Below are 25,930 nucleotides of genomic sequence, written 5' to 3' on the forward strand. Positions count from 1 at the left end.
GGGTGACGTCAGTGGACGGCTTTACAGTGCCTGTCATGGCCTCGACACCATCGAAAGCGTTCGCGCCGACTCAGGGGCCGGGCCGTGCAGCCTGAGACGCTCCAGCAGGATCTCGCCGAGTTCATCGCGTACCGGCATAACCTCCTCAAGGGTGACGAGAAGGGCGAGGCTCAGGTCTTCCTCGACCGACTGTTCAAAGCGTTCGGAAACGGCGGCGTCCGAGAGGCCGGGGCAACCCTGGAGGCACGCGTTCGGAAGGCCGAGACCAAGGGCACCTCATTCGCCGATCTGCTCTGGGAGTCGCGCTGCATCATCGAGATGAAGAAGGCCGGGACCGACCTCTCGAAGCACTTCCGACAGGCCTTCCAGTATTGGATCCAGGTGGTGCCCCACCGCCCGAACTACGTGGTGCTCTGCAACTTTGACGAGTTCTGGGTCTACGATTTCGACCTCCAACTCGACGCTCCAATGGACGTACTGAAGCTCGATGATCTGGTCAACCGGAGAGAAGTGCTCGCGTTCCTCTTGCCGGAGCCCGAGACACCGCTATTCGGCAACGACCTCGTTCAGGTCACGCGCGAGGCGGCGGCGCAAGTCTCCAGCGTGTTTCGCTCGATGAAGGATCGCGGGGTCCCTCGGCTGGATGCTCAGCACTTCGTTCTCCAGTCGGTCGTGGCGATGTTCGCCGAAGACATCGGCCTGCTGCCCGAGAAGTTCTTCACCCGCGTTGTCGAAGAGGCCAAATCTGGCCGCGACGCCTACGACTTGCTCGGCTCACTGTTCCGAGAGATGAACACGCCCGGTCGGACGAAGGGTGGCCAGTTCGTCGGGACGCCTTACTTCAACGGCGGCATCTTCGAGAACATCACGCCGATTGAGATGAACCGAGACGAGCTAAATGCCATTCGGTGGGCGTGCACAACGAACTGGGCTGCCGTCCGCCCCGAGATCTTCGGCACTCTGTTCGAGACCTCGATGGACAAGGACGAACGTCACGCCTACGGCGCTCATTTCACGTCTCAGGCCGACATCGCCCGAGTGGTGATCCCCTGCATCGTGGACCCCTGGATGGAGCGAATCGAAGCCGCCAAGACGATCGGCGACCTGGAGCAGATTCAGCTAGCAATGGCCAGCTACCGAGTGCTCGATCCGGCGTGCGGGTCGGGCAACTTCTTGTACGTGGCCTATCGGGAGATGCGCCGCCTTGAGGTCGAGGTCAAGAATCGCATCGCTGCTCGCCGCCGCACCAAGTCCGGCCAGGCGACGATCTCCTACGTGACGCCCGATCACTTCATGGGAATCGACACCAACGCCTTCGCCGTCGAGGTGGCAAAGGTGACCATGATGATGGCAAAGAAGCTGGCTGCCGACGAGCTGGAGGAGTACGTCGACGCACTCCCCCTGGACAACCTCGACGAGTCGATTCGCTGCCGCGACGCTCTCTTCTCGGAGTGGCCCAGCGCGGACGTGCTCATCGGCAACCCGCCCTATCTGGGTCGGCGGAAGATGGCAGCCGAACTCGGTGCCGATTACGTATCAGACCTTGACGGGAAGTATCCGAACCCCGGCGTGAGTGACTTCGTCACCTACTGGTTTCCCCTGGCGCACAAGGCACTACCCCAGGGCGGCCGAGCGGGGTTTGTCGCTACGCAGGCGGTACGCGACGGCGACTCGCGGAAGGCGTCACTCGATTACGTCGTCAAGAACGATGGGGTGATCTTCGAAGCCGTCTCGGTCACCCCGTGGTCGGGTGACGCCGTGGTTCACGTGTCCATCGTCAACTGGGTGAAGGGCGCGAACCACGCACCCGCGAAGAAGGTCCTTTGGCTGAACAATGGGCAACTCCGACTCGAAGTCGAAGACATCGCCGCCAGCCTGAGGCCGGTCACCGACGTCGGGACTGCCGCCTCGCTGCCCCAAAACAAGGCCCCGAAGCGGATCTTCCAAGGCCAGACGACGGGAAAAATCGATGCCTTCCGTTTGACCGGAGGCGAGGCCGCCGACCTTGGCAAGACAGACCCCGGTTCGGCGGCGTTCATTCACCCAGTCCTCGGTGGGAAGGTGCTGCTCCACTCCCTCGGACCCCAGAACTTCATCATCGACCTCCCCCACGACGACGCGCTGGACGTCAAGGTCGCTGCTCCAGGTGCCCTGGCGAGGCTGCGCAAGCTGGTGCTGCCAGACCGGGAAGCGGCTGCCGAGAAGGAGGCCACCGCGAATGCCGCGATCCTCAAACGCAATTCGAAAGCACAGGTGCGTTGGCACAACAAGAACTTCCTGAACAAGTGGTGGCAGCATTCGTATCGGCGCGACGACATGATCGAGGCGTTCGCTCCGTTGCAGCGCTACATCGCGACGTCTCGGGTGGCGGCAGAGCAGCGGGTCTCCGTCTTCCAATTCGTGGACACGTCGATCCGACCCGACGATTCGATGACCGTCATTGCCTTCGATGACGACTACACCCTCGGCGTCGTGTCGTCGGCGCTTCATAGAGCGTGGTTCGAGGAGCGGTGCTCCAAATTGAAGTCCGACCTTCGCTACACGTCGACCACGGTATGGGATTCGTTTCCGTGGCCGACCTCACCAGGAGAGGCCGTGGCTGAGGTCGCGCAAGCGATGGCCGCCATCATCGACTACCGCGAAGCGAAGCTCGCCAAGGGCATCACGCTGGGAGAGCAGTACGACGCGCTGCGTACCCCTGGGAAGTCGGAACTGCGGGCGCTACACGACGTTCTCGATGCCGCCGTTGTCCGCGCGTACGGGTTCAATCCAGAGGAAGACCTGCTGGCGCAACTGCTGGCCCTGAACCTGGCCGCCGCGTCTGATCCCGAGGCCGCCATCGCACCGGGTGGCGGCGGGCGGCCCGAGGCCTACACCACCACCTACCGACTCACGGCAGCCGCGCCGTGAAGGACCGACCGGTCACGACTTTGACTTAGATGGTTGTCCGTGGCGAAATTCGACCACGTCACCGTCGACCATGACGTAGTCCTTGCCTTCCATCCGCACCTTTCCGGCGGCTTTGGCGGCGGCCATGGAGCCGGCTTCGACCAGGTCGTCGAACGCCACGACCTCGGCCTTGATGAAGCCCTTCTCGAAGTCGGTGTGGATGACGCCCGCCGCCTTGGGTGCGGTGTCGCCCTGGTGGATGGTCCACGCCCGCGATTCCTTGGGTCCCGCGGTCAGGTAGGTCTGCAGCTTCAGCGTCCGGAAACCGGCGCGCGCCAACGCATCCAGGCCGCGCTCGGTCTGGCCGATGGACTCCAGCAGCTCGGCGGCGGACTCGTCGTCGAGCTCCAGCAGCTCGGCCTCGATCTTGGCGTCCAGGAACACGGCCTCGGCCGGGGCGACCATCGCAGTCAGCTCGGCCTTGCGGGCCTCGTCGGTCAGCACCGACTCGTCGGCGTTGAAGACGTACAGGAACGGCTTGACGGTCATCAGGTTGAGCTCACGCAGGGCAGACCAGTCCTTGCCGGTGGAGAACAGGGTCTTGCCCTCGTCGAACACCGCCTGGGCCGCCGCCACGGCCTCGACGATCGGCTTGCGGTCCTTGTTGGTCCGGGCTTCCTTCTCGAGCCGCGGCAGCGCCTTCTCGAGCGTCTGCATGTCGGCGAGGATCAGCTCGGTCTCGATGACCTCGATGTCGGACTTGGGGTCGACGCGGCCGTCGACGTGGACGACGTCGTCGTCGGCGAAGGCGCGCACCACCTGACAGATGGCGTCGGCCTCGCGGATGTTGGCCAGGAACTTGTTGCCCAGGCCCGCGCCCTCGGACGCGCCCTTGACGATGCCGGCGATGTCCACGAACGTCACGGGCGCCGGGACGGTCTTCTCGGAACCGAAGATCTCGGCGAGCTTGTCGAGCCGCGGGTCGGGCAGCGGGACGACACCCTCGTTGGGTTCGATCGTTGCGAACGGATAATTAGCCGCGAGCACGTCATTACGTGTCAACGCGTTGAACAACGTCGACTTCCCGACGTTCGGCAGACCGACGATTCCCAGGTTCAGACCCACGAGTTCGTTAGTTTAGGAGACGCCACACCGTCCCAACGCCCACCTGCAGGCACAGTGGCCCAGATTGCCGGTACGGTCTAGGAGTGTCAGCAGAGCATCATGGGCCCGAAGCCGCCCTCGATCGCCGCTCGGCGCTGCCCAGCATCCCGGGAATCCCCTGGTGGGGAGCCATTGTGCTGGCCGTCACAGCCACCGCGATCGGCTTCGCCTACGACGCCGGCACCGGTGACAAAGAACTCAGCGCTTTCTTCACTTTCTGCTACGTGGCCGGCTGTGTACTCGCTGTGCTCGGCGTGCGGCGGTCCGGGATTTTCACCGCGGTCATCCAGCCCCCGCTGATCCTTTTCGTCGCCGTGCCGGGCGCGTATTTCATGTTCCACAGCGACAAGATCGCCGGCATCAAGGACCTGTTGATCAATTGCGGTTATCCGCTGATCGAGCGTTTCCCGACGATGTTCTTCACCGCGGCGACGGTTCTGATCCTCGGTTTGATCCGCTGGTTCGTCCTGCCGCAGTTCCTGACCTACGAGGAAGACGACACGGAAGAGGCCGTCGCCGAGCCCAAGCCGCGCCGCAGCCGCCGTCAGGCCGACGACGAAGACGTCGCGCCCGCCGGTCTCGCCGCGACGCTGTCGGCCAAGCTCACCAAGCTGACGACAGGCCAGACGCCCCGCAGCTCCCGTACCCGTGCCACCTCGTCGCGTCGTTCGGCGGCGGAGTCGCCGCGCCGCAGCGCTGCCGACCCGCAGCGCGCACCGCGTCCGTCCCGCGCCCGGGCACAGGCCGGCGACACCGAGCTGATCGAACCGGTGCCCGGCCAGATGCGCCGGCCGCGGCCCGCACGTCCCCGCCCGGCCGCCACCGACTCGTACGCGGTGCCCGACGAGCCGCGGCGCCGTCCCCGTCCGGCCGGCGAGCCGCGCCGCGCCCCGCAGGAGCGCTACGACTACCGGGAGCCGCGCGAGCGGGACCGCTACGAGCGACCGCAGCGTCCGTCCGCAGCCGAGCCGCGGCGGCGTCGCTACGCCGACGATCCGTACGAGCCCGGCGACCGCTACCAGTCCCCGGCCCGCCCGTCGCGCAACGCACCGCCCAGCGGCGCCCACCACCCCGTCTCCCGGGTGCGGTACCGCGGTGCGGATGACGACGCAGCAGAACAGCGCGCAGAGCGCCGGCCGCGTCAGCCCCACAACTGGGACTGACCGACCGCGTCTGCGTTCGAAGAACCTAGTGCCGGGCGGGACGAATCTCGCGCGGCAGCGCGAACACCAGCGTCTCGTTGGCAGTGGTGACCGGCTGGACGGTGTCGTAGCCGAACTCCGCAAGGCGCTCGAGCACGCCGCGCACCAGGATTTCCGGTACCGACGCGCCTGAGGTGACGCCGACGGTCGTGACACCCTCGAGCCAGCCCGGGTCGATGTCCTCGGCGTAGTCGACCAGCTTGGCGGCGTTGGAACCGGCGTTCAGGGCCACCTCGACCAGACGAACCGAGTTGGACGAGTTCCGTGAGCCGACGACGATCACGAGTTCGCACTCGGGAGCCATCGCCTTGACCGCTACCTGGCGGTTCTGGGTGGCGTAGCAGATGTCGTCGCTGGGCGGGTCCTGCAGCGTCGGGAACTTCTCCCGCAGGCGTCGGACGGTCTCCATGGTCTCGTCGACGCTCAGCGTGGTCTGGGACAGCCAGATGACCTTGTTCGGGTCGCGGACGGTCACCTTGTCGACGGCGTCCGGGTTGTCGACGACCTGCACGTGGTCCGGGGCCTCACCGGCGGTGCCGACGACTTCTTCGTGGCCCTCGTGGCCGACCAGCAGGATGTCGTAGTCGTCGCGGGCGAAGCGCTTGGCCTCGTTGTGCACCTTGGTGACCAGCGGGCAGGTGGCGTCGATGGTCCGCAGATTGCGGGCCGCGGCCTCCTCGTGCACCGTCGGCGCGACGCCGTGGGCGGAGAACACCACGATGGCGCCCTCGGGCACCTCTTCGGTCTGTTCGACGAACACCGCACCGGCCTTGGCCAGCGTGTCCACCACGTACCGGTTGTGCACGATCTCGTGGCGCACGTATACGGGAGCGCCGTGCTTCTCCAGCGCGCGCTCCACGGTCTCGACGGCGCGGTCCACGCCGGCGCAGTAGCCACGCGGCTCGGCGAGCAGCACGCGCTTGCCGGTTTTGCTCATAGCTTCTCCGGCGACCGAAACGGTGGCGCCGGGAATGCCCATATTGATGGTCGGTGGCATAGCACAAGGGTACTGATCACCGCAGGGCCACAGCCAGCCGTACTCTGGCAGGCATGTCTACTGCGCCCTACGGAGTCCGGCTGCTGGTCGGCGCGGCGGCGACCGCGCTCGAGGAGACCATTCGGCTCCCCCACACCATCCTGACCTACCCGATGACGCTGGCCAGTCAGCTCGCCCAGCTGGTCATGAAAATGCAGCAGGACCTGGCCGAACTGGTCAACAAGGGCGACGAGACCCTGGAGCAGTGGTTCCCGCCCAAGGACGAGCAGCCGGAATGGGCCACATTCGACGAAGATCTGCTCGAGCCGGGTGCTGACGATCCCGCCGGCCCCGCCACCGAGCAGCCCGACGGCGCCCGCCTGACGGAAGGCCGGTTCGCGCTGTACAGCACGGGCGCCGCCGAGACCCCGAAGCCGGCGACGAACGGTGCGGCCGCCAACGGCGCGAGCGTCGCGACCCCCGCGATCGTCGAGGCCCTGGACTACGCCGAGCTGACCCTGGCCCAGCTGCGCGCCCGGCTCCCCCAGCTCAAGGTGGACGACCTCGAGGCGCTGCTGACCTACGAGAACAACACGAAGTCCCGCGCGCCGTTCCAGACGCTGCTGGCCAACAGGATCACCCGCGCGACCGCGAAGTGATGCGGTGACGTCGGCTGCCGCAGCGGCCGGAAACGAGAACTCGGCCGAAAATCCCTGGCCGGTCCGGGCGGTGTCCACCCGGGTGGCCAAGTACATCGACCGGCTCGGCACCATCTGGATCGAAGGTCAGCTCACCGAGCTCAAGCTGCGTCAGTCGACGGCGTGGATGGTGCTGCGCGACCCGGCCGCGGACATGTCGCTGTCGGTCAGCTGCCCGCGTGCCCTGGTCGACGACGCGCCGGTCGCCCTGTCAGAGGGCACCCAGGTGATCATGCTGGGCAAGCCGCAGTTCTATACCCGCAACGGCTCATTCTCGTTGCGTATCAGCCAGATTCGCGCCGTCGGTATCGGTGAGCTGCTTGCCCGCATCGATCGGCTGCGCCGCCTGCTGGATGCCGAGGGCCTGTTCGACCCGCGACTCAAGCGCCCGATTCCGTTCCTGCCCAACACCATTGGCCTGATCACCGGCCGCGCCTCGGCGGCCGAGCATGACGTCGTCACCGTCGCCCAAAGTCGTTGGCCCGCCGTCCACTTCGATATCCGCAACACGGCGGTGCAGGGCGCCAATGCGGTACCGCAGATCGTCGAGGCCCTGCGCGCGCTGGACGCCGCGCCGCACGTCGACGTCATCGTGATCGCGCGCGGCGGCGGCAGCGTCGAGGATCTGCTGCCGTTCTCCGACGAGACGCTGTGCCGCGAGATCGCGGCGTGCACCACGCCGGTGGTGAGCGCCGTCGGGCACGAACCGGACAACCCGCTGTGCGACCTGGTCGCCGACCTGCGGGCGGCCACGCCGACCGATGCGGCCAAACGCGTCGTCCCCGATGCCGCCGCCGAGCAGGCGCTGGTGACCGACCTGCGGCGGCGCAGCGCGCAGGCCCTGCGCAACTGGGTGCACCGCGAGGAGCGCTTCATCGGTCAGCTGCGCGGCCGCCCGGTGCTGGCGCAGCCGCTGCAGGCGCTGGACGCCCACGCCGCGGAGATCACCCGGGCAGTGGCGGCCGCGCGCCGCGACATCCGGCGGCTCATCGCCACCGAAACCGACCACGTCGGGCATCTGTCGGCCCGGCTGGCCACGCTCGGGCCGGCCGCGACCCTGGCCCGCGGGTATGCCGTGGTGCAGAACCTGTCAGCCGGCGGTGCGGTCCTGCGGTCGGCGCAGGATGCCCCGGCGGGAACCAGACTCCGAATCCGGATGGCCGACGGCGCCGTCACGACCGTGAGCGAAGGAATATATGACGAACATTAGTCAGCTTGGCTACGAGGCTGCCCGCGACGAACTGATCGAGGTCGTCCGCAAACTGGAAGCAGGCGGACTCGACCTCGACACCTCGCTCCAGCTCTGGGAAAGGGGCGAACAACTGGCAAAACGGTGCGAAGAGCACCTGGCCGGCGCCCGCAAGAAAGTCGAAGACGCGCTCGCCTCGGGCGCCGACGACGAAAATTGATCAGTGCGGTAATTTCTCCCGCACTCTGTTAACTGGAACACGTTTCAGTTATGCTCCTGCACCATGCGTGATGCTTCCCTGACCACAGACCTCGGCCGCGTGTTGGTAACAGGCGGGTCTGGCTTCGTCGGCGCCAACCTGGTGACCGAACTGCTCGGCCGTGGCCACCACGTCCGGTCGTTCGACCGGGCGCCGTCGCCGCTGCCGGCCAACCCGAACCTGGAGACGCTGGTCGGCGACATCACCAACGTTGACGACGTCGACGCCGCAGTCCAGGGCATCGACACGATCATCCACACCGCGGCGATCATCGACCTGATGGGCGGCGCATCCGTCACCGACGAATACCGCAACCGCAGCTTCGGCGTGAACGTCGGCGGCACCGAGAACCTGGTGAAGCTGGGCCGGGCCGCGGGCGTCAAGCGCTTCGTCTACACCGCGTCGAACAGCGTGGTCATGGGTGGGCAGGACATCCAGAACGGCGACGAGACCATGCCGTACACCGCCCGCTTCAACGACCTGTACACCGAGACCAAGGTCGCCGCCGAGAAGTTCGTGCTGTCGCAGAACGGCGTCGACGGCATGCTCACCTGTTCCATCCGGCCCAGCGGTATCTGGGGCCGCGGCGACCAGACCATGTTCCGCAAGGTGTTCGAGAACATCCTCGCCGGCCACGTCAAGGTGCTGGTGGGCAACAAGAACATCAAGCTGGACAATTCCTACGTGCACAACCTGATCCACGGTTTCATCCTGGCGGGCGAGCACCTGGTGCCCGGCGGTACCGCACCCGGGCAGGCCTACTTCATCAACGACGGCGAACCGCTCAACATGTTCGAGTTCGCCCGGCCCGTCATCGTCGCGTGCGGCCGCAAGCTGCCCACCTTCTACGTCTCCGGCAAGCTCGTGCACCGCGTGATGATGGCCTGGCAGTGGCTGCATTTCCGGTTCGCCCTGCCCGAGCCGCTGATCGAGCCGCTGGCGGTCGAGCGCCTCTACCTGAACAACTACTTCTCGATCGCCAAGGCCAAGCGCGACCTCGGCTACGAGCCGCTGTTCAACACCGAGCAGGCCATGAAGGAATGCATGCCGTACTACGTCGACCTCTTCCGCCAGATGGAAGCGGCCGAAGCCAAGAAGTAGCTGTACGCCCGTGTGCCTCTACCGATTTCAGCGGTAGAGGTGCACCGGGTGCTGCGTTGATTTCTCGATGTTCGCCGACGCGGCCATGAGCAGATCGGTGCCGAGCGCGATGAGCGCGCGGGCGGCCGCGATCTCCTCGCCGACGAGCGGCGCACTCGGGTCTTTGGGATTGCGGTAGGCATCCCCCGTCGTGGTGAGGGTGTCGTCCCGCAGCCGGGCGTGTGCGGAGGCGTGGGTGTGGACATCGTCCTCGAAGAACTCGATCTCGACGTGCCACTTGTTGGTCAGATCCTTGTCGTACATGTCGATCACCTTCCCTAAGTAAGCGTGCGCCTCCCGCCGCCCGTTGACCAGTACCGATTTCCCTTGCTGGCCGAACGGGCGCCGGAATCGCAGACCCACCCGTAAAGTCGAACGGGCACAGGAAATTCCGTTTCGAACGAGGAGCTCTGTCATGCCCGACGGCAAACCCAACATCCTGGTGATCTGGGGCGACGACATCGGCATCAGCAACCTGAGTTGTTACAGCGACGGCCTCATGGGCTACCGCACCCCGAACATCGACCGCATCGCCGCCGAGGGCATGCGCTTCACCGACTCCTACGGCGAGCAAAGCTGCACCGCGGGCCGGGCGGCGTTCATCAGCGGGCAGAGCGTGTATCGCACCGGGATGAGCAAAGTCGGCGTGCCGGGCGTCGACATCGGTTGGGCCGCAGAGGATCCGACAATCGCCGAGCTGCTCAAGCCGATGGGCTACGCCACCGGGCAGTTCGGCAAAAACCACTTCGGCGACTTGAACAAGTACCTGCCGACCGTGCACGGGTTCGACGAGTTCTACGGCAACCTGTACCACCTCAACGCCGAGGAGGAGCCCGAGCAGTTCGACTATCCGCACAAGGATCAGTTCCCGCTGCTGTACGAGAAGGCGCTGCCACGCGGCGTGATGAACTGCAAGGCCACCACCGAGGTCTCGACCGAGCCCGACGACCCGAAGTTCGGACCCGTCGGCAAGCAGACCATCGAGGACACCGGCCCGCTCACCGCCAAGCGGATGGAAACCATCGACGACGACATCGCCGACCGCACCGTCGACTACATCAAGCGCCAGCACGAGGCGGGCAACCCGTTCTTCGTGTGGTGCAACTTCACGCACATGCATCTGTACACACACGTGAAGCCCGAGAGCCGCGGGCAAGCCGGCATCTGGCAGTCCGAGTACCACGACGCGATGATCGACCACGACAAGAACGTCGGCACGGTGCTGGACGTCCTGGACGAGCTGGGCATCGCCGACGACACCATCGTCATCTACTCCACCGACAACGGCCCGCACCGCAACACGTGGCCCGACGCCGGCACCACGCCGTTCCGCAGCGAGAAGAACACCAACTGGGAGGGCGCCTTCCGGGTGCCGGAGATGATCCGCTGGCCCGGAAAGATCAAGGCGGGCACCGTCTCCAACGACATCATCCAGCACCACGACTGGCTGCCGACGCTGCTGGCCGCCGCGGGCGACCCCGATATCGCCGAGAAGCTCAAGAAGGGCCACAAGGCCGGTGCCGACGGCGAGACCGAGTACAAGGTCCACATCGATGGGTTCAATCTGCTGCCGTATCTGATGGGCGAGGTCGAGCACAGCCCGCGCCGGGGCTTCTTCTACTTCAACGACGACGCGGAGCTGGTCGCGATGCGTTTCGAGAACTGGAAGATCGTCTTCGCCGAGCAGCGCTGCCAAGGCACCCTGCGGATTTGGGCCGAGCCGTTCACGCCGCTGCGGGTGCCCAAGCTGTTCAACCTGCGCACCGACCCCTACGAGTACGCCGACATCACGTCGAACACGTACTACGAGTGGTTCCTGCGGCGCGACTTCTTCGCCTTCTACGCGACGGCGATGGCCGCGGCATTCCTCGACACCTTCAAGGAGTTCCCGCCGCGGCACCCACCGGCCAGCTTCAGCATCGACCAGATCGTCGAGAAGCTGCACCAGTTCCTGGCGGCCGACTAGGTGTTGGAGTCCTGGAACAACGGCCCGACCAAGTCGGCGATCGTCGACTTCGTCGGGCGGGTCATCACCGAAGGTCCGGATTTCGTTGTGCCGCAAGACCGGATCGCGGTCTTCGACAACGACGGCACACTGTGGTGCGAGAAGCCGGCGTACGCCCAGCTGGATTTCCTGGTGCGCCGGCTGGCGGTTCAGGCCGCTGCCGATCCGTCGCTGGCCGCACGTCAGCCGTACACCGCGGCCGTGTCCGGCGACCTGGCCTGGTTCGGCGACGCCGTCACCAAGCACTACCAGGGTGATGACAGTGATCTGACGGTGCTTGCTACGGGCGTCCTTTCGGCGCACTCCGGGATCACCGTCGAGGAACACGCTGCGCGGGTGTCAGCGTTCTTCGCCGAGGCCCACCATCCGACCCTGGACCGCCCGTACACGCAGTGCGGCTACGTGCCGATGATCGAGCTGCTGCGGTACCTGGAGTCGAACGCGTTCACCTGCTACATCGTCTCCGGCGGCGGGCGCGACTTCATGCGACCCGTCACCGACGGCATGTACGGGATCCCGCCCGAGCGCGTCGTGGGCAGCTCAGTGGGCGTCACGTTCGCCGACGGCGATCTGGTAACGACGGCGCAGCCCGAGTTCCTCAACGACGGTCCGGTCAAGCCGGTGCGAATCTGGAGCCGTACCGGACGACGGCCGATCTTCGCAGCCGGGAATTCCAACGGTGACATCGAAATGCTGCAGTACACCAAGGGCTTTCGGCTGCTGGTGCGGCACGACGACACCGAACGCGAGTTCGCCTACGACGCTGGCGCCGAGAAGGCACTGAAGTTGGCGGAGTCCGAAAGCTGGACCGTCGCCAGCATGCAGTCCGACTGGGCCGAGGTGTTTCCTCGTTGATCCCGCACCCACTGGCGTTGACCCTGCGGCAACGGCGTAAAAGTGCGAGAGCGACGCACCCTGAGCGCAGAGTCAACCAGGGGCCGGAGTTGACTCTGCGCCCACGGCGCAAAGTTGCGAGTGGCCCACACCCTCAGCGCAGGGTGAACGCGTGAGTCTGGTCTGGATCCCCGGGCAGACGGCAGTGCTGGGTTCCGACGAGCACTACCCCGAGGAGGCGCCCGCTCGCGAGGTCACCGTCGTCGGCTTCTGGATCCAGCCCCATCAGGTGACCAACGCGGACTTCGCGGCATTCGTCGAAGCCACCGGCTACGTCACCGTCGCCGAACGGCCGCTCAACGCCGCCGACTATCCGGGCGCTCCGGCGGAGAACCTGCAACCCGGCTCCATGGTGTTCCGCCGCACCCCGGGCCCCGTCGACCTGCGTCACCTCAGCCAGTGGTGGACGTGGACGCCGGGCGCGTGCTGGAACCATCCACGCGGCCCCAAGTCGTCGCTGCGGAACCGCGAGAAGCACCCCGTCGTGCACGTGGCGTTCGAGGACGCCGCCGCGTACGCCGACTGGGCCGGGTTGGCCCTGCCCACCGAGGCGCAGTGGGAGGTCGCGGCCCGCGGAGGCCTGGACCGCGCCATCTACACCTGGGGCGACGAAGCCGAGCAGCCCGGGCAACAACTGGCCAACTTCTGGCACGGCGAATTCCCGTATCTGCCCGACACCGGTTACGGCCAGACCACACCGGTGGGCAGCTTCCCGCCGAACGCCTACGGCCTGTTCGACATGGCCGGCAACGTCTGGGAATGGACCACCGACTTCTACGGGGACACCCGAGACACCCGGCCCTGTTGCGCCGCAGACAGTTACGACCCTGACCAACCGGGGACGCCGGTAGCCCGCCGGGTGATCAAGGGCGGGTCGTTCCTCTGCGCCGACAGTTACTGCCTGCGCTACCGACCGGCGGCCCGTCGTCCCCAAGCGGTCGATACGGGGATGAGCCACATCGGCTTCCGATGTGTGCGGAACGGGTGAGGTAGCCGAATCAAAGTGGATTGCGGCCGGCGAAGGCGATGACCCGCTGCGTCGGACTGGCGTCGCCACCCAATTCAACCCCCGGACCGAACAAGCCCTGAGGTTGTAGAGCGGGCACAAGTGCTGCACCTACGCCCTCTGCCAGCGCAGCCTCAGCGTCATCGAATTCGACCGTTCGTCCCACGGCGACCGCAAGATCCCAGCTGTGGATGAGCGTCGAGTAGGTGATGATGCTGATCGCCTCGGCCGCCGGCATCGATCCGAGCACCGTGGTGACCGGATGCTGCCAGTCACCGATGGTGGCCCACGCACGTTGGGAACGGCCGATCGACTGCTCAGCAACCGCCAACGGGTCCGACCCCAAAATATCAGCGCCACTGAACAATTCCGCTTCCGTCGGCCCGCTGCCGCCATCGACGGCGGCCGCAAAAGCATCGATCGAGGAGATGGTGTGGCTCAGCAGCGACCGCACCGCCCATCCCGCGCACGGACTCGACAGGTCGAGGTCCGACGCCGTCAACGTCGACACGAGACCGACCAGTCGGGCATCGGCCCCCGAGAGCAATTCAACAGGTCCCATCACAAGGCCGCCTAACGTTAGTAGTTGCTATTTACCGTTATGGTTATACGCGACAGCGGCTAACGTTGTCAACGGAGTGCTACCGTTAATTCGGTGGCAGCCACATCGAGACTGGAGCGCGCGCAGCGCGCCGGTTTTCCCGTGGCAGGAGAGCCACTGGCCGTGGATTTGGCCGACACGATCATCACGGTGACCACTCCGGCCACCGACCTGCTCGCCGACGAAGCGGCCTGCCGACTCTGGTGGGACCTCCAGCGCGACCGCCTGCCAGACACCGCGTCGGCTCCGCCGCTGCGACAGACCATCGAGCTACGCGAGGCCATTCGCGAGATCCTCGACGCCCAGATTGCCGGCACACCGCCGAGCCGTGCCGCAGTAAGTCACGTGAACCAATCCGCCGCCGGCGTCCTCCGCACGAGGAGGCTGGTGCGCGTCCCCGCTGGATGGGCATCGGAAACCGAATACCACCCGACCACCGACCAGTCGCACCAGCTTGCTGTGGCGCTCGTAGCAGACAGCCTCATCGACTTTCTGGTCGGACCGACGTCACAGCGACTTCGCCGTTGCCAAAACCCTGCTTGCAGTATGCTTTTCGTGGCGCAGGACGCGCGCCGAAAATTCTGCACGCAAAACATCTGCGCCAATCGGATGCGTGCGGCGCGGCACTACCAGCGCCACCACTGACGGCTACCATGCCACCCTGCGGAGACTGCGGCCACATTTGAATGCTGCAAGCACCAAGGGTTTTCGGCTGCTGATGTTGCACGACGATGCCGACCGCGAGAGAGAAGGTCAGTCCCGCAGTGGCGCAAAGGCGAAGTCGCGCAGCCCGTCTCGTGGGTGAATCGCGGCGGTGAAACCGAGTTCCTGGGTGGCGCATACGGGATCGGCAACGATATGGCGGACGTCGCCGCTGCGGTACTGACCAGTGACCTTGGGCTGCGGGGCATTGCGGGCAGCGCATAACTGCTCAGCCACTTCACGAATCGTGATCGGGTGTCCGGAACACACGTTGAAGGCCGTGAAGCCGCCGTGGTCGTATGTCGTCGCGGCGACGTTGGCCGCGGCCACGTCGTCAACATGGACGAAGTCGCGCATCTGCCCGCCGTCTTCGTAAACGTCTGGGACGGAACCATTTTCCAAGGCTGAGCGGAAGATGGCCGCCACCCCGGAGTACGGCGTATCCCGGGGCATACCCGGGCCGTAAACATTGTGGTAGCGCAGTGCGACGACCGACCCACCCACCGCGTCGGCCCAGGCCAGCGCGTAGTGCTCCTGCGCCGCCTTACTTGCCGCGTAGAGGCTGCGCGGCCGCAGCGGGGCATCCTCCCCCACCGTGCGCCAATGCAACTCTTCGCCACCTAACGGACAGCGGTGCTCGAATACGCCCGCGTCCAGGTCCGACTGGCGGCGCGGCAACGGCTCAACCAGCCCGTGTCGCGCACATTCGTAGCTCCCCTGGCCGTAGACCACCATCGACGACGCCAGCACCAGACGCCGGCACCCCGCGGCGTACATCTGGGCCAGGAGCACCGTCGTGCCGAAGTCGTTGTGACTGCCGTAGGACGGTGCGTCGGCGGCATTGACGCCCGCGCCGACAACGGCAGCCTGGTGGCAGACCATGTCGATGCCCTTGAGCAGCCCGGCCAATGCCTCGGCATCACGTACGTCCTGTATCCGGCAGCCATCGGGCGGCAGGGCACCGTCGCCATGCGCAGCGCTGAGCATGGCGTCAATGGCGACAACCTCGTGCCCTGCGGCGGTCAACACCGCCCAGATGCGCGAACCGATGAATCCGGCGGCGCCGGTCAGGAGTACCCGCACGGTGCTGTCAGCAGCCGTCCGGGCAGACGACATCAACGAGGGCAGACGCGGCTCCGCCGTCCAGCTTTCGAACATTGCTCACCGAGCACGCGGTGAGCGGAGCCGTCGGCGTCTGGTTGATCTGCACGAGATAGCCTTCCGCTCGCAGATCGTTGATCACCGCATCCGCCGGCGCCGCCGGCGCCGCCGACGCGACCGGAGCGAACGCCACCATCGCAAGAGCGGCTGCACCCATGCCCATGATCACTGACTTCATCACAGCACTCTTTCGTTGTCTTCCAATAGAATTCGTGTGCATCAACGCGGTTCTCACCGGCGAGAACCACCCGCCGAAGGCGGCAATACCACTGTAATGCAGTAACTTTCGTGAGATTCTTACCGATTGGTGACCATCCCGACGAGTTCCCGGCCTGGCTGCGATCACTCTGTCGATCAAGCGCCCGCGCCGCCGGCAACCGCCCTCACCGCAGCGACAATGTCATCGATCAGCGGGATGTCGGCCGCAGTGACGGCGTGATGGGCGTAAACAATGCGTCCGTCACGGTCCACGACGAAGGTGCCGCGGCCCTGCAGGACATCCGACGTAACCTTGCCTGCGCGGCTACCCGAGCGCAGCACGCGGATCAGGCGCATCGGAGAGAACATGGCATACCGCCCGAGCGAAAAGCGCTCGACTTCCGTGGCACGCTCAAGCTCCTGTTGCGGGTCACTGAGGCAGTCGGCGGTGATGCCGCGCTGCGCACAGGACGCACATACCGTGTCGATGTCATCGCGATAGACGATGGCCACGCGGGCGCCTGCCGCCGCGAGTTGATCGCCGGCCTGCTCGAGGTCGCGGGCAGCCTGCTGACAGAACGGGCACCACAACCGGTGAAACGCCACCACAGCAGGTCCTGTCGCAATCAACTGCGCGACCGTGACGTCCCCGTCCGCCGATGTCACGGCGACATCGACCGGAAAGCGTTCTCCAACAAAAAGACTCACCGCGCCCTCCAAACGAATGTCAAGTGAATGACCGGCGACAGCCACACTCAAGATTTCTGTACTCTACAGTACAAAGTTGATCGCTTGATAGCGTCATCGAGTGATCACCGAGCCGACGACCGACCGTGGCCGCGCGACGGTGGCCCGAATCTTGGAGGCGGCATGTATCTTGTTCGCCCGTCAGGGAGTGCGGGCGACGACCCTCGATGAGATCGGCGGCGCCGCCGGTGCGGGGCGCAGCCAGCTGTACCACTTTTTCGCCGACAAGGCAGACTTGGTTTCCGACGTGGTCCGGTTCCAGGTCGACCGGGTGCTGTCGGCGGTCGAGCCGTCATTCGACAACGTCAACACGGCCGCCGATCTCCGCGCCTGGTGCGCCGACGCACTCCGCGCGCACGCATCTTCTGACGATCCCATCCGCTGCCCCATCGGATCGCTGGTCTACGAACTCGACCGCTCCGCCGATGGCCCGGCCCGTGCAGCGCTCAGGGCCGGGTTCGGCCGCTGGGAACAGGTGATCGGCGACGCCTTCCAGCGGGTCGCCGCCGACGGCGGGTTGCTGCCCGGCACCGATCCCGCTGTCCTGGCTGCCGGTCTACTCGCCGCCTACCAGGGCGGCATGCTGCTGGCGGACGTGAGCGGCGATGTCGCACCACTGCAAAACGCATTGGATACGGCGTTGGCAGCCGCCCTGGGGCCGCCTCCAAAACGAAGGCGATCCCGGTAGCACCGGTCCTACACCCTCAGCGCCAGTTGCGGAAGGCGTCGATGAGGCGATGACGGAATGCCGGGTCTAGTTGGTCCGTGTCGATCTTGCCGACGGTCGCAATGGTGCTGCGGAACTGTTGGAGGTAGTTTTCGCAGCCGTCGCATTCGAGCAGATGCATGTCAAAGCGCGCCCGGTCCTCCAGGTCGAGGCTGCCGTCGAGGTAGGCCGTCACCAACTCGACGAGTTCGTTGCAGTCCATCGGGTTGGTGGTCATGCGGTATCCCTCAGATAGTCCTCGAGCACCTGCCGGACGGCGGCTCGGCCTCGGTGGAGCAAGACGCGCTGATTGGCAGCGCTGATCTCGAGCAGTTCGCAGACTTCGTCGGAGTCCAATCCCAGCATGTCACGCATCGTCACCACGACGCGCTGGCGTTCGGGAAGATTGTCGAGTCCCCGTCGCGCCACCATGATCAATTCCTTGCCGAGGACCGAACTCTCAGGGGTGTCCGGAAACGGCGCCGGCACTGCGGTCGGCAGCCAATGGCCGGGATGCGGGTCGTCGGTGCCGCGAAAGCGCGCCGGGTCGACGGTGCCACCAGTGAACGCCGCCACCGCAAGATCGGCATCCCGCCGCTCACGGATACCCCGGTTCTTGGCGATATTGATCAGAATCGCGAAAAGCCAAGTACGCAACGACGACCTGCCCTCGAACGAACCGATCCCCTTGAGCAACGCGATCCAGGTGTCCTGCACGACGTCTTCGGCGATCTCACGGGTCGGTACGTAACCCTGTGCGACCCGTAGCAGCGCCGGCGTATGCCGGTCCACCAGTTCGGCGAAAGCCGACTCGTCGCCGCGTTGCAACGCGGCGACGAGCGCACCTTCGTCACCTGCGATCCTGGTCATGATGACCGGGAGCATAGTCGCTCAGCGGTACTCCGGATTGGTGAAGTCGTACCGGCAACCGGCGTCCCATCCTGATCGCACATTGCCGTAGGCGGGGATGCCGCCGCCGGCGCGCAGCATCCGTGCCAGGTGCATCAGGTTCCACGTCATGAACGTGGTGTTGCGGTTGGTGAAGTCGTTCTCCGGCCCGCCCGAGCCGGGGTCCAGATAGGACGGGCCCGGACCTGCTTCACCGATCCAGCCGGCGTCGGCCTGCGGCGGAATGGTGTACCCGATGTGTTGCAAGGTGTAGAGCACGTTCTGCGCGCAGTGCTTGACACCGTCCTCGTTGCCGGTGATCAGGCAACCGCCGACCCGTCCGTAGTAGAGGTACTGCCCGGCGTCGTTGAGCAGATGCGAGCCGCCATAGAGCCGTTCGTGTACTTGCTTCATCACAGAACTGTTGTCGCCCAACCAGATCGGGCCGGCGAGCACCAGAATGTCAGCGGCCAGCACCTTGTCGAAGATCGCCGGCCAGTCGTCGGTCGCCCACCCGTGCTCGCGCATGTCGGGCCACACGCCGGTGGCGATGTCGTGGTCGACGGCGCGCACCACCTCGACGGCAACACCATTGGCGGCCATGATGCGACTGCTGATGTCGATCAGACCTTCGGTATTGCTCACCTCGGGCGATCTCTTGAGCGTGCAGTTGATGAACAGCGCACGCAGGCCGTCGAAGTCAGCAGGCCGATCAGACACGATCACCCTCCCGCCCGGCACCCAGCGCATCAGCCAATGTCCAGGCCGCAAGGCCAAGCAGTGCAACGTCTTTGATCAGGAACTGGCCCGTCATCGACAGCGCCGGGAAGCCGCCGGCGGCCGACTCACCGATCCCGGGCGTGGTGAACAGGAAACTGATGGTCGCAACGAACAGCCCGACCGCGATCAGGCTGCCGACCGCCGACACTTTCGGCCACCACGGCTTGACAGCGAGCAACACCGCAGTGCCAACCTCGAGCACACCGAGCAGCGACGAGAACGTCGTCACGGAGAAGATGTCGTACAGCCAGCTCATGAACGGGCTGTGCGCGACGAGCGGCTGAATACCTTGCGCCTCATACGAAGTGAATTTCAGTAAGCCAATCCACCCGATCACGATGACAAGTCCGTAGCGAGCGAGATGGCCGGCGATTCGACTCACTATGGCCTCTGTTGTCAATGATTCGACTCGGGCCCGAATGTTCGTCGCGGTCATTGGTTTACCTCTTTCGGCTGTCTCGCGGCGGCCTGCCCGCCGACGATCACAGAACTGAGTGGGTCGCCGGCGCCCGAACGTTACGGCCCCCGGCCTCTGGCCGCGCGCACCACGGACGTGTGGGCCGACGGCCCGGTCGTTACGGGGAAAGTCCGCCGGCGACCGCGCGTCACAGAATCGTCAGATAGTCCCGTCGCGCGGCGATCCGTAACGGAGTGGGCCTTCGCCAACACTCAATCGGCGAATGGGCCACGGCCCCAACGACCAAACGAGGAGCGCACATCATGAGCAACACCGTCACAGCGAGCTTGGGCAAAGCCGCCCGCTGGACCGTCATCGCCGGCGCCGCCGTAGCCTTCGCGGGCGTGCCGAACGCCTCGGCCAACCCACCGATCCTGCCCACACCCGGCGACGGACCCGCCAGCACCGCTGTCCAGGAGCTGCAATCCGCGGGCTACAACGTCTCGTTCAACTGGCTCGAAGGGCACCCCAACGTCCCGTTGTCCGAATGCAAGGTCACCAGCATCTCCGGCCTGCGCGTAACGATGCAGGCAGACGGCATGACACTCATGGAACCCGCGCGGTTCGACACCGCCTACGTCGATATCACCTGCCCGAACGCAAAATAGGTCTCACTCGGCGCAGCATGCCGGCCGGCATGCTGCGCCGCTACAACACGCGCTCGAACCACACCTGGTCGCGCACGGCAATCCCGTCTGATGCCGTGCCGGCCGGGTAGCCCGAGTGCGGGCCGAAGGCGTCATGCACTACGCGACCGAGCCGGAATCCGCAGCGCTGGTAGAAACGCAGATTGCCAATATCTGCTGTCGCAGTGGCCAATTGGACTCGTCGGGCACCGCCGGCGCGAGCGTCATCGATCACCTGCTCGAGCAGGCGGCGCCCGACGCCGGCACCGCGGTGCGGCACAGCGACGGCCATGTTGGCCACCTCCCATGTTTCGCCGTGATCACTCACGGTGACTTGGATGTGTCCGACGACTTCGGCCGATCCGCGCATGGCGACCCAAACGCGCCCTGCACCGATGTAGCCGTCAAGTTTGCGCTCGGAATCCTCGGCCAGCCGGAACAGATCGATGAGAGCCCGCCGGTCTCCGTCGAACGGCACGATCCTCACCGGCTCCGCAAAATCCGTGCCCGCAGTTTCACTGCTGACGCACATTCCCTGCGCAGACACCAACTTCCAAGTACCGCTCCCGTTCTCACCCGAGCCTGACGCCTGGATCGGGCCGTCAACCGGCTTTATCAACATGGCGCGGGTGTACAACAGTTGGAAGCCGCGACGTTGGGCGTTCTCTTGCGACTTGGAGCCGGGCGCCGTGGTGATCACCGCAATATCGCAGCCGGCTTCCGCTGCGTCTGTCAGGCGCCGTGCCAGCAGTGCGTTCTGTATCCCGCGACGACGATACGCCGGAGCGGTTGCGGCACCGGTGAATTGAGCAATGCCCCCTGTGATCATCAGGCTCGCACCACCGGCAATCACGCCATCACATCGACCGACGTACATCGTGGCGCCGGCATCGTAGAAGTCGCGTTCGTCCCGCTCGATGGCTTCGTCGGAGAATTGCTCGTGGAAACCCACACCCTCATCGTCAGGATGGGCCGTACCTGCCACCACTACGTCCAACCAGGCGTCGAATTCTTCTGGGCCGCATACCCGTACGTCGATTCCCGGTGAGGTCGCCACCGGTAGCGCACAGTCAAGGCGCCGACCGAGGACGCACTCGTGCGCGACGAGCCGATAACCGCGGCGCGACAGCAGTACCGCGACCTCGCGGTCGGCGAGACTGGAAAGTTCTATCTGCGTGGGCGTTTCGCGTATCGCATATTCCAGCTCGATAGCGCCGAGAGCTACCGGGTCAAGCGCGCCATCGAAACCCAGCCCGACCACTTTGTTCATCGGTGATCCAGGTTCAGCGAAACATGCCACTCCGCCACCCAGCGGAGTGGCGAATCCCGACCTGTTGCGCTGCCGGGCGGGTGCACTCGCGAGTGCAATGAGCTGCGCCTCAGCGTGTTCGATGCGGCCGGCCAGAGACGTACTGCAGAACAATGATGTGTTGCTGTCCATGGTCAGCCACCCGAGTTCTGCTTCGCAGCGGGCGGCATACGACGACCGTCGAGCGCATCACCCAAGGTCCAGATGGCCACTCCGATGAGCACCAGATCCTTCAACAGAAACTGGCCGGGCAGAGCACCCAAAATCGGGATCGGGCCCGCATGTCCAACCACCAGACCCGGCGTGGTGAACAGGAAGCTCAGCGTTCCGACGAACAGCACCACCGCCATGGCACTACCCACGGCAGACAGCAGTGGCCACACCCGATGCAGTGCGATCAGGACCGCGGCGAGGATCTCGGCAGTACCTAGGGCCGTGGCCACAGCGCTGTGACTGAGCACCAGGTAGATCCAGGACATCAGCGGGTTGTGCTCAATCAGCACATGGGCTTCCATCTTGACGAACTTGCCCACACCGATCCACGCCAGCACGACGACCAATCCATACCGGGCCACTGCCTGCCCCAACCTGCTGATACGGCTCGATATGGCCGCGGGTTGAACAGACAACGGCTCGTCCTTCCACGATGCGATGAAAGCCCACTCCGGGCAATAAGCCAGTAGTGTACTTTCTAGTACATTTATCGTACGGGAGAGTACAGTACTGGTCGGCAACCGTGTCATCGATCGATGCCACGACCGCAACATGCAACCGCGCAGAAGCAGATCTCCCGTGCTACACCCCGCAAGGGTCATCGAATCGTCACCGTTTCACCGGCAGCCCACTCTTAGGCTGGCAGCCGTGAACATTCGCCGAAGGACAGCAACGGCCGCCGTCGTGGGGCTGACGCTCGTGGTCGTCGCGTTCGCGGTGCCGCCGCTGCATCTGGGGATCGTCACCCCGCTGATCAACAGCACCCCAGCCCAGATCCGAAGTTTCGCACAGACTGCACCCATCTTCGGCTGGTGGAACGCGCACATCGGCTGGGGTACGGCACCTGCAGCGCTGATCGCAATGGCCGCGGTGCTGTGGGGACAGCCAGTCGCCGCGCGATTACCGTGGCGCGCAGTACCACTGACCGCATGGGCTGTCTCCTGCTCCTGGGCATTCTCGTTGGCCATGGTCGACGGCTGGCAGCGGGGTTTCGCAGGGCGCCTGACGGCGCAGCACGAATACCTCCGACAAGTGCCGAGCATCACCGACATCCCTGAGGCTTTGCGCACCTTCTCGTCCAGAATCCTCGATTACCAACCACATTCGTGGATCACCCACGTTTCGGGCCACCCGCCCGGCGCATTGCTGACATTTGTATGGCTGGATCGCATCGGGCTGGGCGGCGGCGCCTGGGCCGGCCTCTGGTGCCTACTGGTCGGATCCAGTGCCGCGGCAGCCATCGTCGTGACGCTGCGCGTTCTGTCCGGTGAGGCGACGGCCCGAGCCGCCGCACCCTTCGTCGCAGTCGCCCCGACTGCCATCTGGATTGCCGTGTCCGCCGACGGTTACTACGCCGGTATCGCCGCCTGGGGAATCGCTCTGCTGGCGCTCGCGACGCGTGACCGACACCCGATCCTTACCGGCGCCGGCGCGGGCCTGCTGCTGGGCTGGGGCATCTTCCTGAACTACGGTCTCGGTCTGATGGCGATACCGGCTGTCGCGGTGCTGATCACGGCGCCGGACCGCCGCACAGCGGTCCGAGTCCTCGCGCCCGCGACGGTGGCGGCGCTGGCCGTGGTCGGCGCGTTCGCCGCGACGGGCTTCTGGTGGTTCGACGGTTATACCCTGGTGCAGCAACGGTATTGGCAGGGCATCGCCATGAACCGCCCATTTCAGTACTGGTCGTGGGCGAACCTGGCTTCTGTGGTGTGCGCCATCGGCCTGGGCAGCGTCGCCGGGCTGAGCCTGGCATTCGACCGCGTCGCGCTTCACCGCCGAAGCGGCATCCACCTATTGACGCTCGCCGCACTGTTGGCCATCACGTGTGCCGACCTGAGCATGCTGAGCAAGGCTGAAACCGAACGGATCTGGCTGCCGTTCACCGTCTGGCTGACCGCCGCCGGCGCGCTACTGCCGGCGCCGTCACGGCGCTGGTGGCTGGCCGCCAACGTCATCGGCGCACTGGCCCTCAACCACCTGATTCTGACGAACTGGTAGCAGCCGCCTGGCCACCAGATAGCCGGGCACGCACGCCCACACCAGGGCCAGTGAAATCCACAGTCCGGCATGGTAATCACGATCCAGCACAGTCATGTTGTCCAGGTGCATGCCTGGCTTGTCGAAGACCGGGATCGCAAGCAGGCCAAGCACCGCTGAACACAACGCGGCCACCGCGACCGGCGCCTGCCACCTGACCGGAAGTATCCGGCGCGCCGCGAAGCCCAGCGCCACGCACAGCGGAGCGAACACCACGTCGTGCACGGCGACCGCGACCAACGCCCACACCGCCATGCGCATCATGATCACCGGCGGATTCTCGAACACCAGGGTCACGCCGTACCCGGCCAGCGCCAGCCCTGAGATCATCAGAAGCACCCGAGTGGCCCTCATTGCATCACCTCGATCCGGGACAGCCATTTGGTCTGCAACACACCAGGTCTCGACGGAGCGATGAGCCGACATGGGTATCCGTGGTCCGGATGCAGCGTCTCCCCATTCAGTTTGAGCGCGACCAACGTCTGACCATCCCGGGCATGACGCGCGGGCAGCACGGTGCGCGAATACGGGCCGGGCGGCTCCAGCGAATCCATCCGCACGTCGGCCTGCGGCGACCCGCCCACCATGGCGATCAGGTCCGCGAGCACCACGCCGGTCCACTCGGCGTCGGCACTCCAGCCTTCGACACAGGCGATCGGCAGGTGGAATGTCCTCTGCGGCATGGCATTGAGTTCAGCCACCGAGAACGCTCGACTACGGGCGCCGTTGACGACGGTGAGCCGATAATTCGGCGACCCAGCAGCTTGCAGCACGCCGGCCGCGACCGCTGTCCGATTCACCGGAATACCTTGCGGCCCTTTACCGGAGCGTGGCGACAGCAACGACACCCCACGTAGCCATCCGACACTCTGCCCGACCGTCGCCACCGTCGCGACCGCGACCGCCGCCCCGGTACCCAACAACACGCTGCGCCGCGTCGGCCCAACCGCACCGCCGGTCGCGACATCGCCGAGCGGTTCGCCAAGAGCCCGCCGGATCACCGGCAGCTTCACCGCAATGTGCACCAGGACCGCACCCGCCGCGAGGTAGGCCACCGCGTAATGCGACGTGGTGAAAAAGAACTTGAAGACGTACCACTGCGCGATGTTCAGCAGACCGGTGGAGAGCTCGAACAGCATCGCCCCCACCAGGACCAGGATGGAGGCGCGCTCGAGCTGTTTGGCGACGCCGCCAATGATGGGACGTTCGAACAGCTTGGGCCACACCGACCACAGCTTGACGACGGTCAGCGGAATCGCCGCGATACCAGAGGCGACGTGCGTGCCCTGCGTCAGCCGGTACAGCCAGACCGGATGCGCGGGCCAGTAGAACCACGGTTGCGGATGCTGGATGAAGTGGCTGATCAACCCGGTGACGAAACACAGCGTGACCGCGATGCCGAGCATCATGCCGACCCGCGCGGTGACGGCGGTGCTGCGTAGTTCCGTGCCGCTCATCGCAACGCCAGACTCGCGAGCATCCGGTCCCCGACCGGGTGCATATCGACGACCTTCAGGCCGGCGTCGCCGGCGATCCTGGGCGCGCTGTCGACTCCGACCGTCGCCCACCGAAACCACGGACCAACCGTCCGCGCCGATTCCAGCCGCACCCATCGAGTTATCACTCCGCTTGGGGCCGAGTCGAATTCGGCGATACACAGGCCTCCGCGCCGAAGCAGATCGGCAGCCCGGCGAAGCACGCGCGTCGGGTCACCGCCCAGCCCGACGTTACCGTCCGCCAGCAGCACTGTCTGCCAGCGGCCCATGCCTGGGAGCGGGTCGAAGACATCGCGGCGCAACGCCGGAGCGCCGCTGCGCCGTGCAAGTTCGACGGCGGTGGCGGACTGGTCGACGCCGAGCGCCGGCACGCCGCGCCGAATCAGATCGGCCACCAGCCGACCTGGTCCGCACCCGAGGTCGATGGTCGGCCCGTCGCACAATGCCAGAACTGCCCGATCAAACCTCCGATCCGCCCGGCGACCGCCCAGCCAGTTGTGCACGGGCAGACGTTGCCGACTGCCGTCGTCCTGGCGGACCCAGCACCGCTCCCCGACCAGTGCGCGCTCATACAGGTTTCCGAACAC

At 65.7% G+C, this 25,930-nt stretch carries 29 protein-coding genes; 13 read left to right on the forward strand and 16 right to left on the reverse strand.

The genetic code is table 11. The annotated features are described in order from the left end of the window. Window positions 1–84: 84 nt before the first annotated feature. Window positions 85–2,910 (forward strand): DNA methyltransferase, encoded by a 2,826-nt coding sequence (locus VXD91_RS08645; protein WP_064860383.1) that lies wholly within the window; start codon window positions 85–87, stop codon window positions 2,908–2,910. 12 nt (window positions 2,911–2,922) lie between these two features. On the opposite strand, the gene ychF is transcribed toward VXD91_RS08645, so the two are convergent. Next, window positions 2,923–4,014 (reverse strand): redox-regulated ATPase YchF, encoded by a 1,092-nt coding sequence (gene ychF, locus VXD91_RS08650; protein WP_346415186.1) that lies wholly within the window; start codon window positions 4,012–4,014, stop codon window positions 2,923–2,925. A gap of 83 nt (window positions 4,015–4,097) precedes the next feature. Between ychF and VXD91_RS08655 the strand changes: the two genes are divergently transcribed. Continuing rightward, window positions 4,098–5,216: a DUF6542 domain-containing protein gene (locus tag VXD91_RS08655; protein WP_135355662.1), complete on the forward strand. Its 1,119-nt coding sequence runs from the start codon at window positions 4,098–4,100 to the stop codon at window positions 5,214–5,216. A 25-nt stretch (window positions 5,217–5,241) separates the two neighbouring features. Here VXD91_RS08655 and VXD91_RS08660 read toward each other — a convergent pair whose 3' ends face one another. Continuing rightward, window positions 5,242–6,252 (reverse strand): 4-hydroxy-3-methylbut-2-enyl diphosphate reductase, encoded by a 1,011-nt coding sequence (locus VXD91_RS08660; protein ID WP_135355663.1) that lies wholly within the window; start codon window positions 6,250–6,252, stop codon window positions 5,242–5,244. A gap of 53 nt (window positions 6,253–6,305) precedes the next feature. Between VXD91_RS08660 and VXD91_RS08665 the strand changes: the two genes are divergently transcribed. The 4 genes from VXD91_RS08665 (at window position 6,306) to VXD91_RS08680 (ending at window position 9,478) form a co-directional block, all read left to right on the forward strand. Next, window positions 6,306–6,890 (forward strand): lipid droplet-associated protein, encoded by a 585-nt coding sequence (locus tag VXD91_RS08665; RefSeq protein WP_138248188.1) that lies wholly within the window; start codon window positions 6,306–6,308, stop codon window positions 6,888–6,890. Between the two features lie 4 nt (window positions 6,891–6,894). Next, window positions 6,895–8,139, forward strand: coding sequence for an exodeoxyribonuclease VII large subunit (gene xseA, locus VXD91_RS08670; protein ID WP_346415187.1), 1,245 nt, complete (start codon window positions 6,895–6,897; stop codon window positions 8,137–8,139). Beyond that, entirely contained in the window at window positions 8,126–8,338 is a 213-nt protein-coding gene (locus VXD91_RS08675) for an exodeoxyribonuclease VII small subunit (RefSeq protein ID WP_061003281.1), read from the forward strand. The genes xseA and VXD91_RS08675 overlap by 14 nt, the downstream gene beginning before the upstream one ends. Before the next feature lie 63 nt (window positions 8,339–8,401). After that, on the forward strand, window positions 8,402–9,478 hold the full coding sequence (locus VXD91_RS08680) for an NAD-dependent epimerase/dehydratase family protein (RefSeq protein ID WP_346415188.1): 1,077 nt from the start codon (window positions 8,402–8,404) through the stop codon (window positions 9,476–9,478). Between the two features lie 27 nt (window positions 9,479–9,505). On the opposite strand, the gene VXD91_RS08685 is transcribed toward VXD91_RS08680, so the two are convergent. After that, window positions 9,506–9,781: a dsRBD fold-containing protein gene (locus VXD91_RS08685; RefSeq protein ID WP_029104721.1), complete on the reverse strand. Its 276-nt coding sequence runs from the start codon at window positions 9,779–9,781 to the stop codon at window positions 9,506–9,508. 151 nt (window positions 9,782–9,932) lie between these two features. Here VXD91_RS08685 and VXD91_RS08690 point away from each other — a divergent pair, with 151 nt between their 5' ends. The 3 genes from VXD91_RS08690 to VXD91_RS08700 all read left to right on the forward strand — a co-directional run bounded on the left by VXD91_RS08690 (window position 9,933) and on the right by VXD91_RS08700 (window position 13,404). Further along, window positions 9,933–11,483: an arylsulfatase gene (locus VXD91_RS08690; RefSeq protein WP_073696224.1), complete on the forward strand. Its 1,551-nt coding sequence runs from the start codon at window positions 9,933–9,935 to the stop codon at window positions 11,481–11,483. Beyond that, window positions 11,484–12,377 carry an HAD family hydrolase gene (locus tag VXD91_RS08695; protein WP_073696225.1) on the forward strand — a complete coding sequence of 298 codons (894 nt, stop codon included), beginning with the start codon at window positions 11,484–11,486 and terminating at the stop codon, window positions 12,375–12,377. Between the two features lie 151 nt (window positions 12,378–12,528). After that, the gene (locus VXD91_RS08700) at window positions 12,529–13,404 is read left to right on the forward strand and encodes a formylglycine-generating enzyme family protein (RefSeq protein ID WP_346415189.1); all 876 of its coding nucleotides are present in this window, start codon (window positions 12,529–12,531) and stop codon (window positions 13,402–13,404) included. A gap of 10 nt (window positions 13,405–13,414) precedes the next feature. Here the strand turns inward: VXD91_RS08700 and VXD91_RS08705 are convergent, their stop codons facing one another. Next, complete coding sequence (locus VXD91_RS08705) at window positions 13,415–13,984, reverse strand: TIGR03086 family metal-binding protein (RefSeq protein ID WP_061003291.1); 570 nt, start codon at window positions 13,982–13,984, stop codon at window positions 13,415–13,417. 93 nt (window positions 13,985–14,077) lie between these two features. Here VXD91_RS08705 and VXD91_RS08710 point away from each other — a divergent pair, with 93 nt between their 5' ends. Continuing rightward, on the forward strand, window positions 14,078–14,668 hold the full coding sequence (locus VXD91_RS08710) for an ABATE domain-containing protein (protein WP_082762317.1): 591 nt from the start codon (window positions 14,078–14,080) through the stop codon (window positions 14,666–14,668). A gap of 108 nt (window positions 14,669–14,776) precedes the next feature. Here the strand turns inward: VXD91_RS08710 and VXD91_RS08715 are convergent, their stop codons facing one another. The 3 genes from VXD91_RS08715 to VXD91_RS08725 form a co-directional block, all read right to left on the reverse strand. Further along, window positions 14,777–15,808: an NAD-dependent epimerase/dehydratase family protein gene (locus VXD91_RS08715; protein ID WP_135355670.1), complete on the reverse strand. Its 1,032-nt coding sequence runs from the start codon at window positions 15,806–15,808 to the stop codon at window positions 14,777–14,779. 7 nt (window positions 15,809–15,815) lie between these two features. Beyond that, a complete protein-coding gene (locus VXD91_RS08720; protein ID WP_346415190.1) occupies window positions 15,816–16,064 on the reverse strand; it encodes a hypothetical protein in 249 nt (82 codons plus the stop codon). Window positions 16,065–16,240: 176 nt separating this feature from the next. After that, a complete protein-coding gene (locus VXD91_RS08725) occupies window positions 16,241–16,837 on the reverse strand; it encodes a redoxin domain-containing protein (protein ID WP_234785598.1) in 597 nt (198 codons plus the stop codon). 55 nt (window positions 16,838–16,892) lie between these two features. Between VXD91_RS08725 and VXD91_RS08730 the strand changes: the two genes are divergently transcribed. Next, window positions 16,893–17,519, forward strand: coding sequence for a TetR/AcrR family transcriptional regulator (locus VXD91_RS08730; protein WP_346415191.1), 627 nt, complete (start codon window positions 16,893–16,895; stop codon window positions 17,517–17,519). Between the two features lie 16 nt (window positions 17,520–17,535). On the opposite strand, the gene VXD91_RS08735 is transcribed toward VXD91_RS08730, so the two are convergent. Genes VXD91_RS08735 through VXD91_RS08750 form a run of 4 tightly spaced genes read right to left on the reverse strand, consistent with a single transcriptional unit; the run spans window position 17,536 to window position 19,641 of the window. Further along, window positions 17,536–17,775 (reverse strand): zf-HC2 domain-containing protein, encoded by a 240-nt coding sequence (locus VXD91_RS08735; RefSeq protein WP_346415192.1) that lies wholly within the window; start codon window positions 17,773–17,775, stop codon window positions 17,536–17,538. Beyond that, window positions 17,772–18,407, reverse strand: a complete 636-nt coding sequence (locus VXD91_RS08740; protein ID WP_237162749.1) for a sigma-70 family RNA polymerase sigma factor — start codon at window positions 18,405–18,407, stop codon at window positions 17,772–17,774. Before VXD91_RS08740 ends, VXD91_RS08735 begins: the two co-directional genes overlap by 4 nt. 21 nt (window positions 18,408–18,428) lie before the next feature. After that, the gene (locus VXD91_RS08745) at window positions 18,429–19,145 is read right to left on the reverse strand and encodes a flavodoxin family protein (protein ID WP_234790325.1); all 717 of its coding nucleotides are present in this window, start codon (window positions 19,143–19,145) and stop codon (window positions 18,429–18,431) included. After that, window positions 19,138–19,641, reverse strand: coding sequence for a DUF417 family protein (locus tag VXD91_RS08750; RefSeq protein WP_133425529.1), 504 nt, complete (start codon window positions 19,639–19,641; stop codon window positions 19,138–19,140). Before VXD91_RS08750 ends, VXD91_RS08745 begins: the two co-directional genes overlap by 8 nt. A 284-nt stretch (window positions 19,642–19,925) precedes the next feature. Here VXD91_RS08750 and VXD91_RS08755 point away from each other — a divergent pair, with 284 nt between their 5' ends. Continuing rightward, window positions 19,926–20,270: a hypothetical protein gene (locus VXD91_RS08755; protein WP_073696230.1), complete on the forward strand. Its 345-nt coding sequence runs from the start codon at window positions 19,926–19,928 to the stop codon at window positions 20,268–20,270. Between the two features lie 40 nt (window positions 20,271–20,310). Here the strand turns inward: VXD91_RS08755 and VXD91_RS08760 are convergent, their stop codons facing one another. Both VXD91_RS08760 and VXD91_RS08765 read right to left on the reverse strand, forming a co-directional pair. Then, window positions 20,311–21,558: a GNAT family N-acetyltransferase gene (locus VXD91_RS08760; protein WP_336470597.1), complete on the reverse strand. Its 1,248-nt coding sequence runs from the start codon at window positions 21,556–21,558 to the stop codon at window positions 20,311–20,313. 173 nt (window positions 21,559–21,731) lie between these two features. Continuing rightward, window positions 21,732–22,226, reverse strand: coding sequence for a DUF417 family protein (locus VXD91_RS08765; protein WP_286150207.1), 495 nt, complete (start codon window positions 22,224–22,226; stop codon window positions 21,732–21,734). Window positions 22,227–22,458: 232 nt separating this feature from the next. On the opposite strand from VXD91_RS08765, the gene VXD91_RS08770 reads away from it, so the two are divergent. Beyond that, a complete protein-coding gene (locus VXD91_RS08770) occupies window positions 22,459–23,808 on the forward strand; it encodes a hypothetical protein (protein WP_133425528.1) in 1,350 nt (449 codons plus the stop codon). On the opposite strand, the gene VXD91_RS08775 is transcribed toward VXD91_RS08770, so the two are convergent. Genes VXD91_RS08775 through VXD91_RS08785 form a run of 3 tightly spaced genes read right to left on the reverse strand, consistent with a single transcriptional unit; the run spans window position 23,734 to window position 25,930 of the window. Next, window positions 23,734–24,201: a hypothetical protein gene (locus VXD91_RS08775; RefSeq protein ID WP_133425527.1), complete on the reverse strand. Its 468-nt coding sequence runs from the start codon at window positions 24,199–24,201 to the stop codon at window positions 23,734–23,736. The two genes, VXD91_RS08770 and VXD91_RS08775, sit on opposite strands and share 75 nt — an antisense overlap. Beyond that, window positions 24,198–25,304: a molybdopterin-dependent oxidoreductase gene (locus tag VXD91_RS08780; RefSeq protein ID WP_133425526.1), complete on the reverse strand. Its 1,107-nt coding sequence runs from the start codon at window positions 25,302–25,304 to the stop codon at window positions 24,198–24,200. Before VXD91_RS08780 ends, VXD91_RS08775 begins: the two co-directional genes overlap by 4 nt. Then, window positions 25,301–25,930, reverse strand: coding sequence for a methyltransferase domain-containing protein (locus VXD91_RS08785; RefSeq protein ID WP_133425525.1), 630 nt, complete (start codon window positions 25,928–25,930; stop codon window positions 25,301–25,303). Before VXD91_RS08785 ends, VXD91_RS08780 begins: the two co-directional genes overlap by 4 nt.

It is taken from the genome of Mycobacterium sp. SM3041 (assembly GCF_039668335.1).
Taxonomy (GTDB): Bacteria; Actinomycetota; Actinomycetes; order Mycobacteriales; family Mycobacteriaceae; genus Mycobacterium.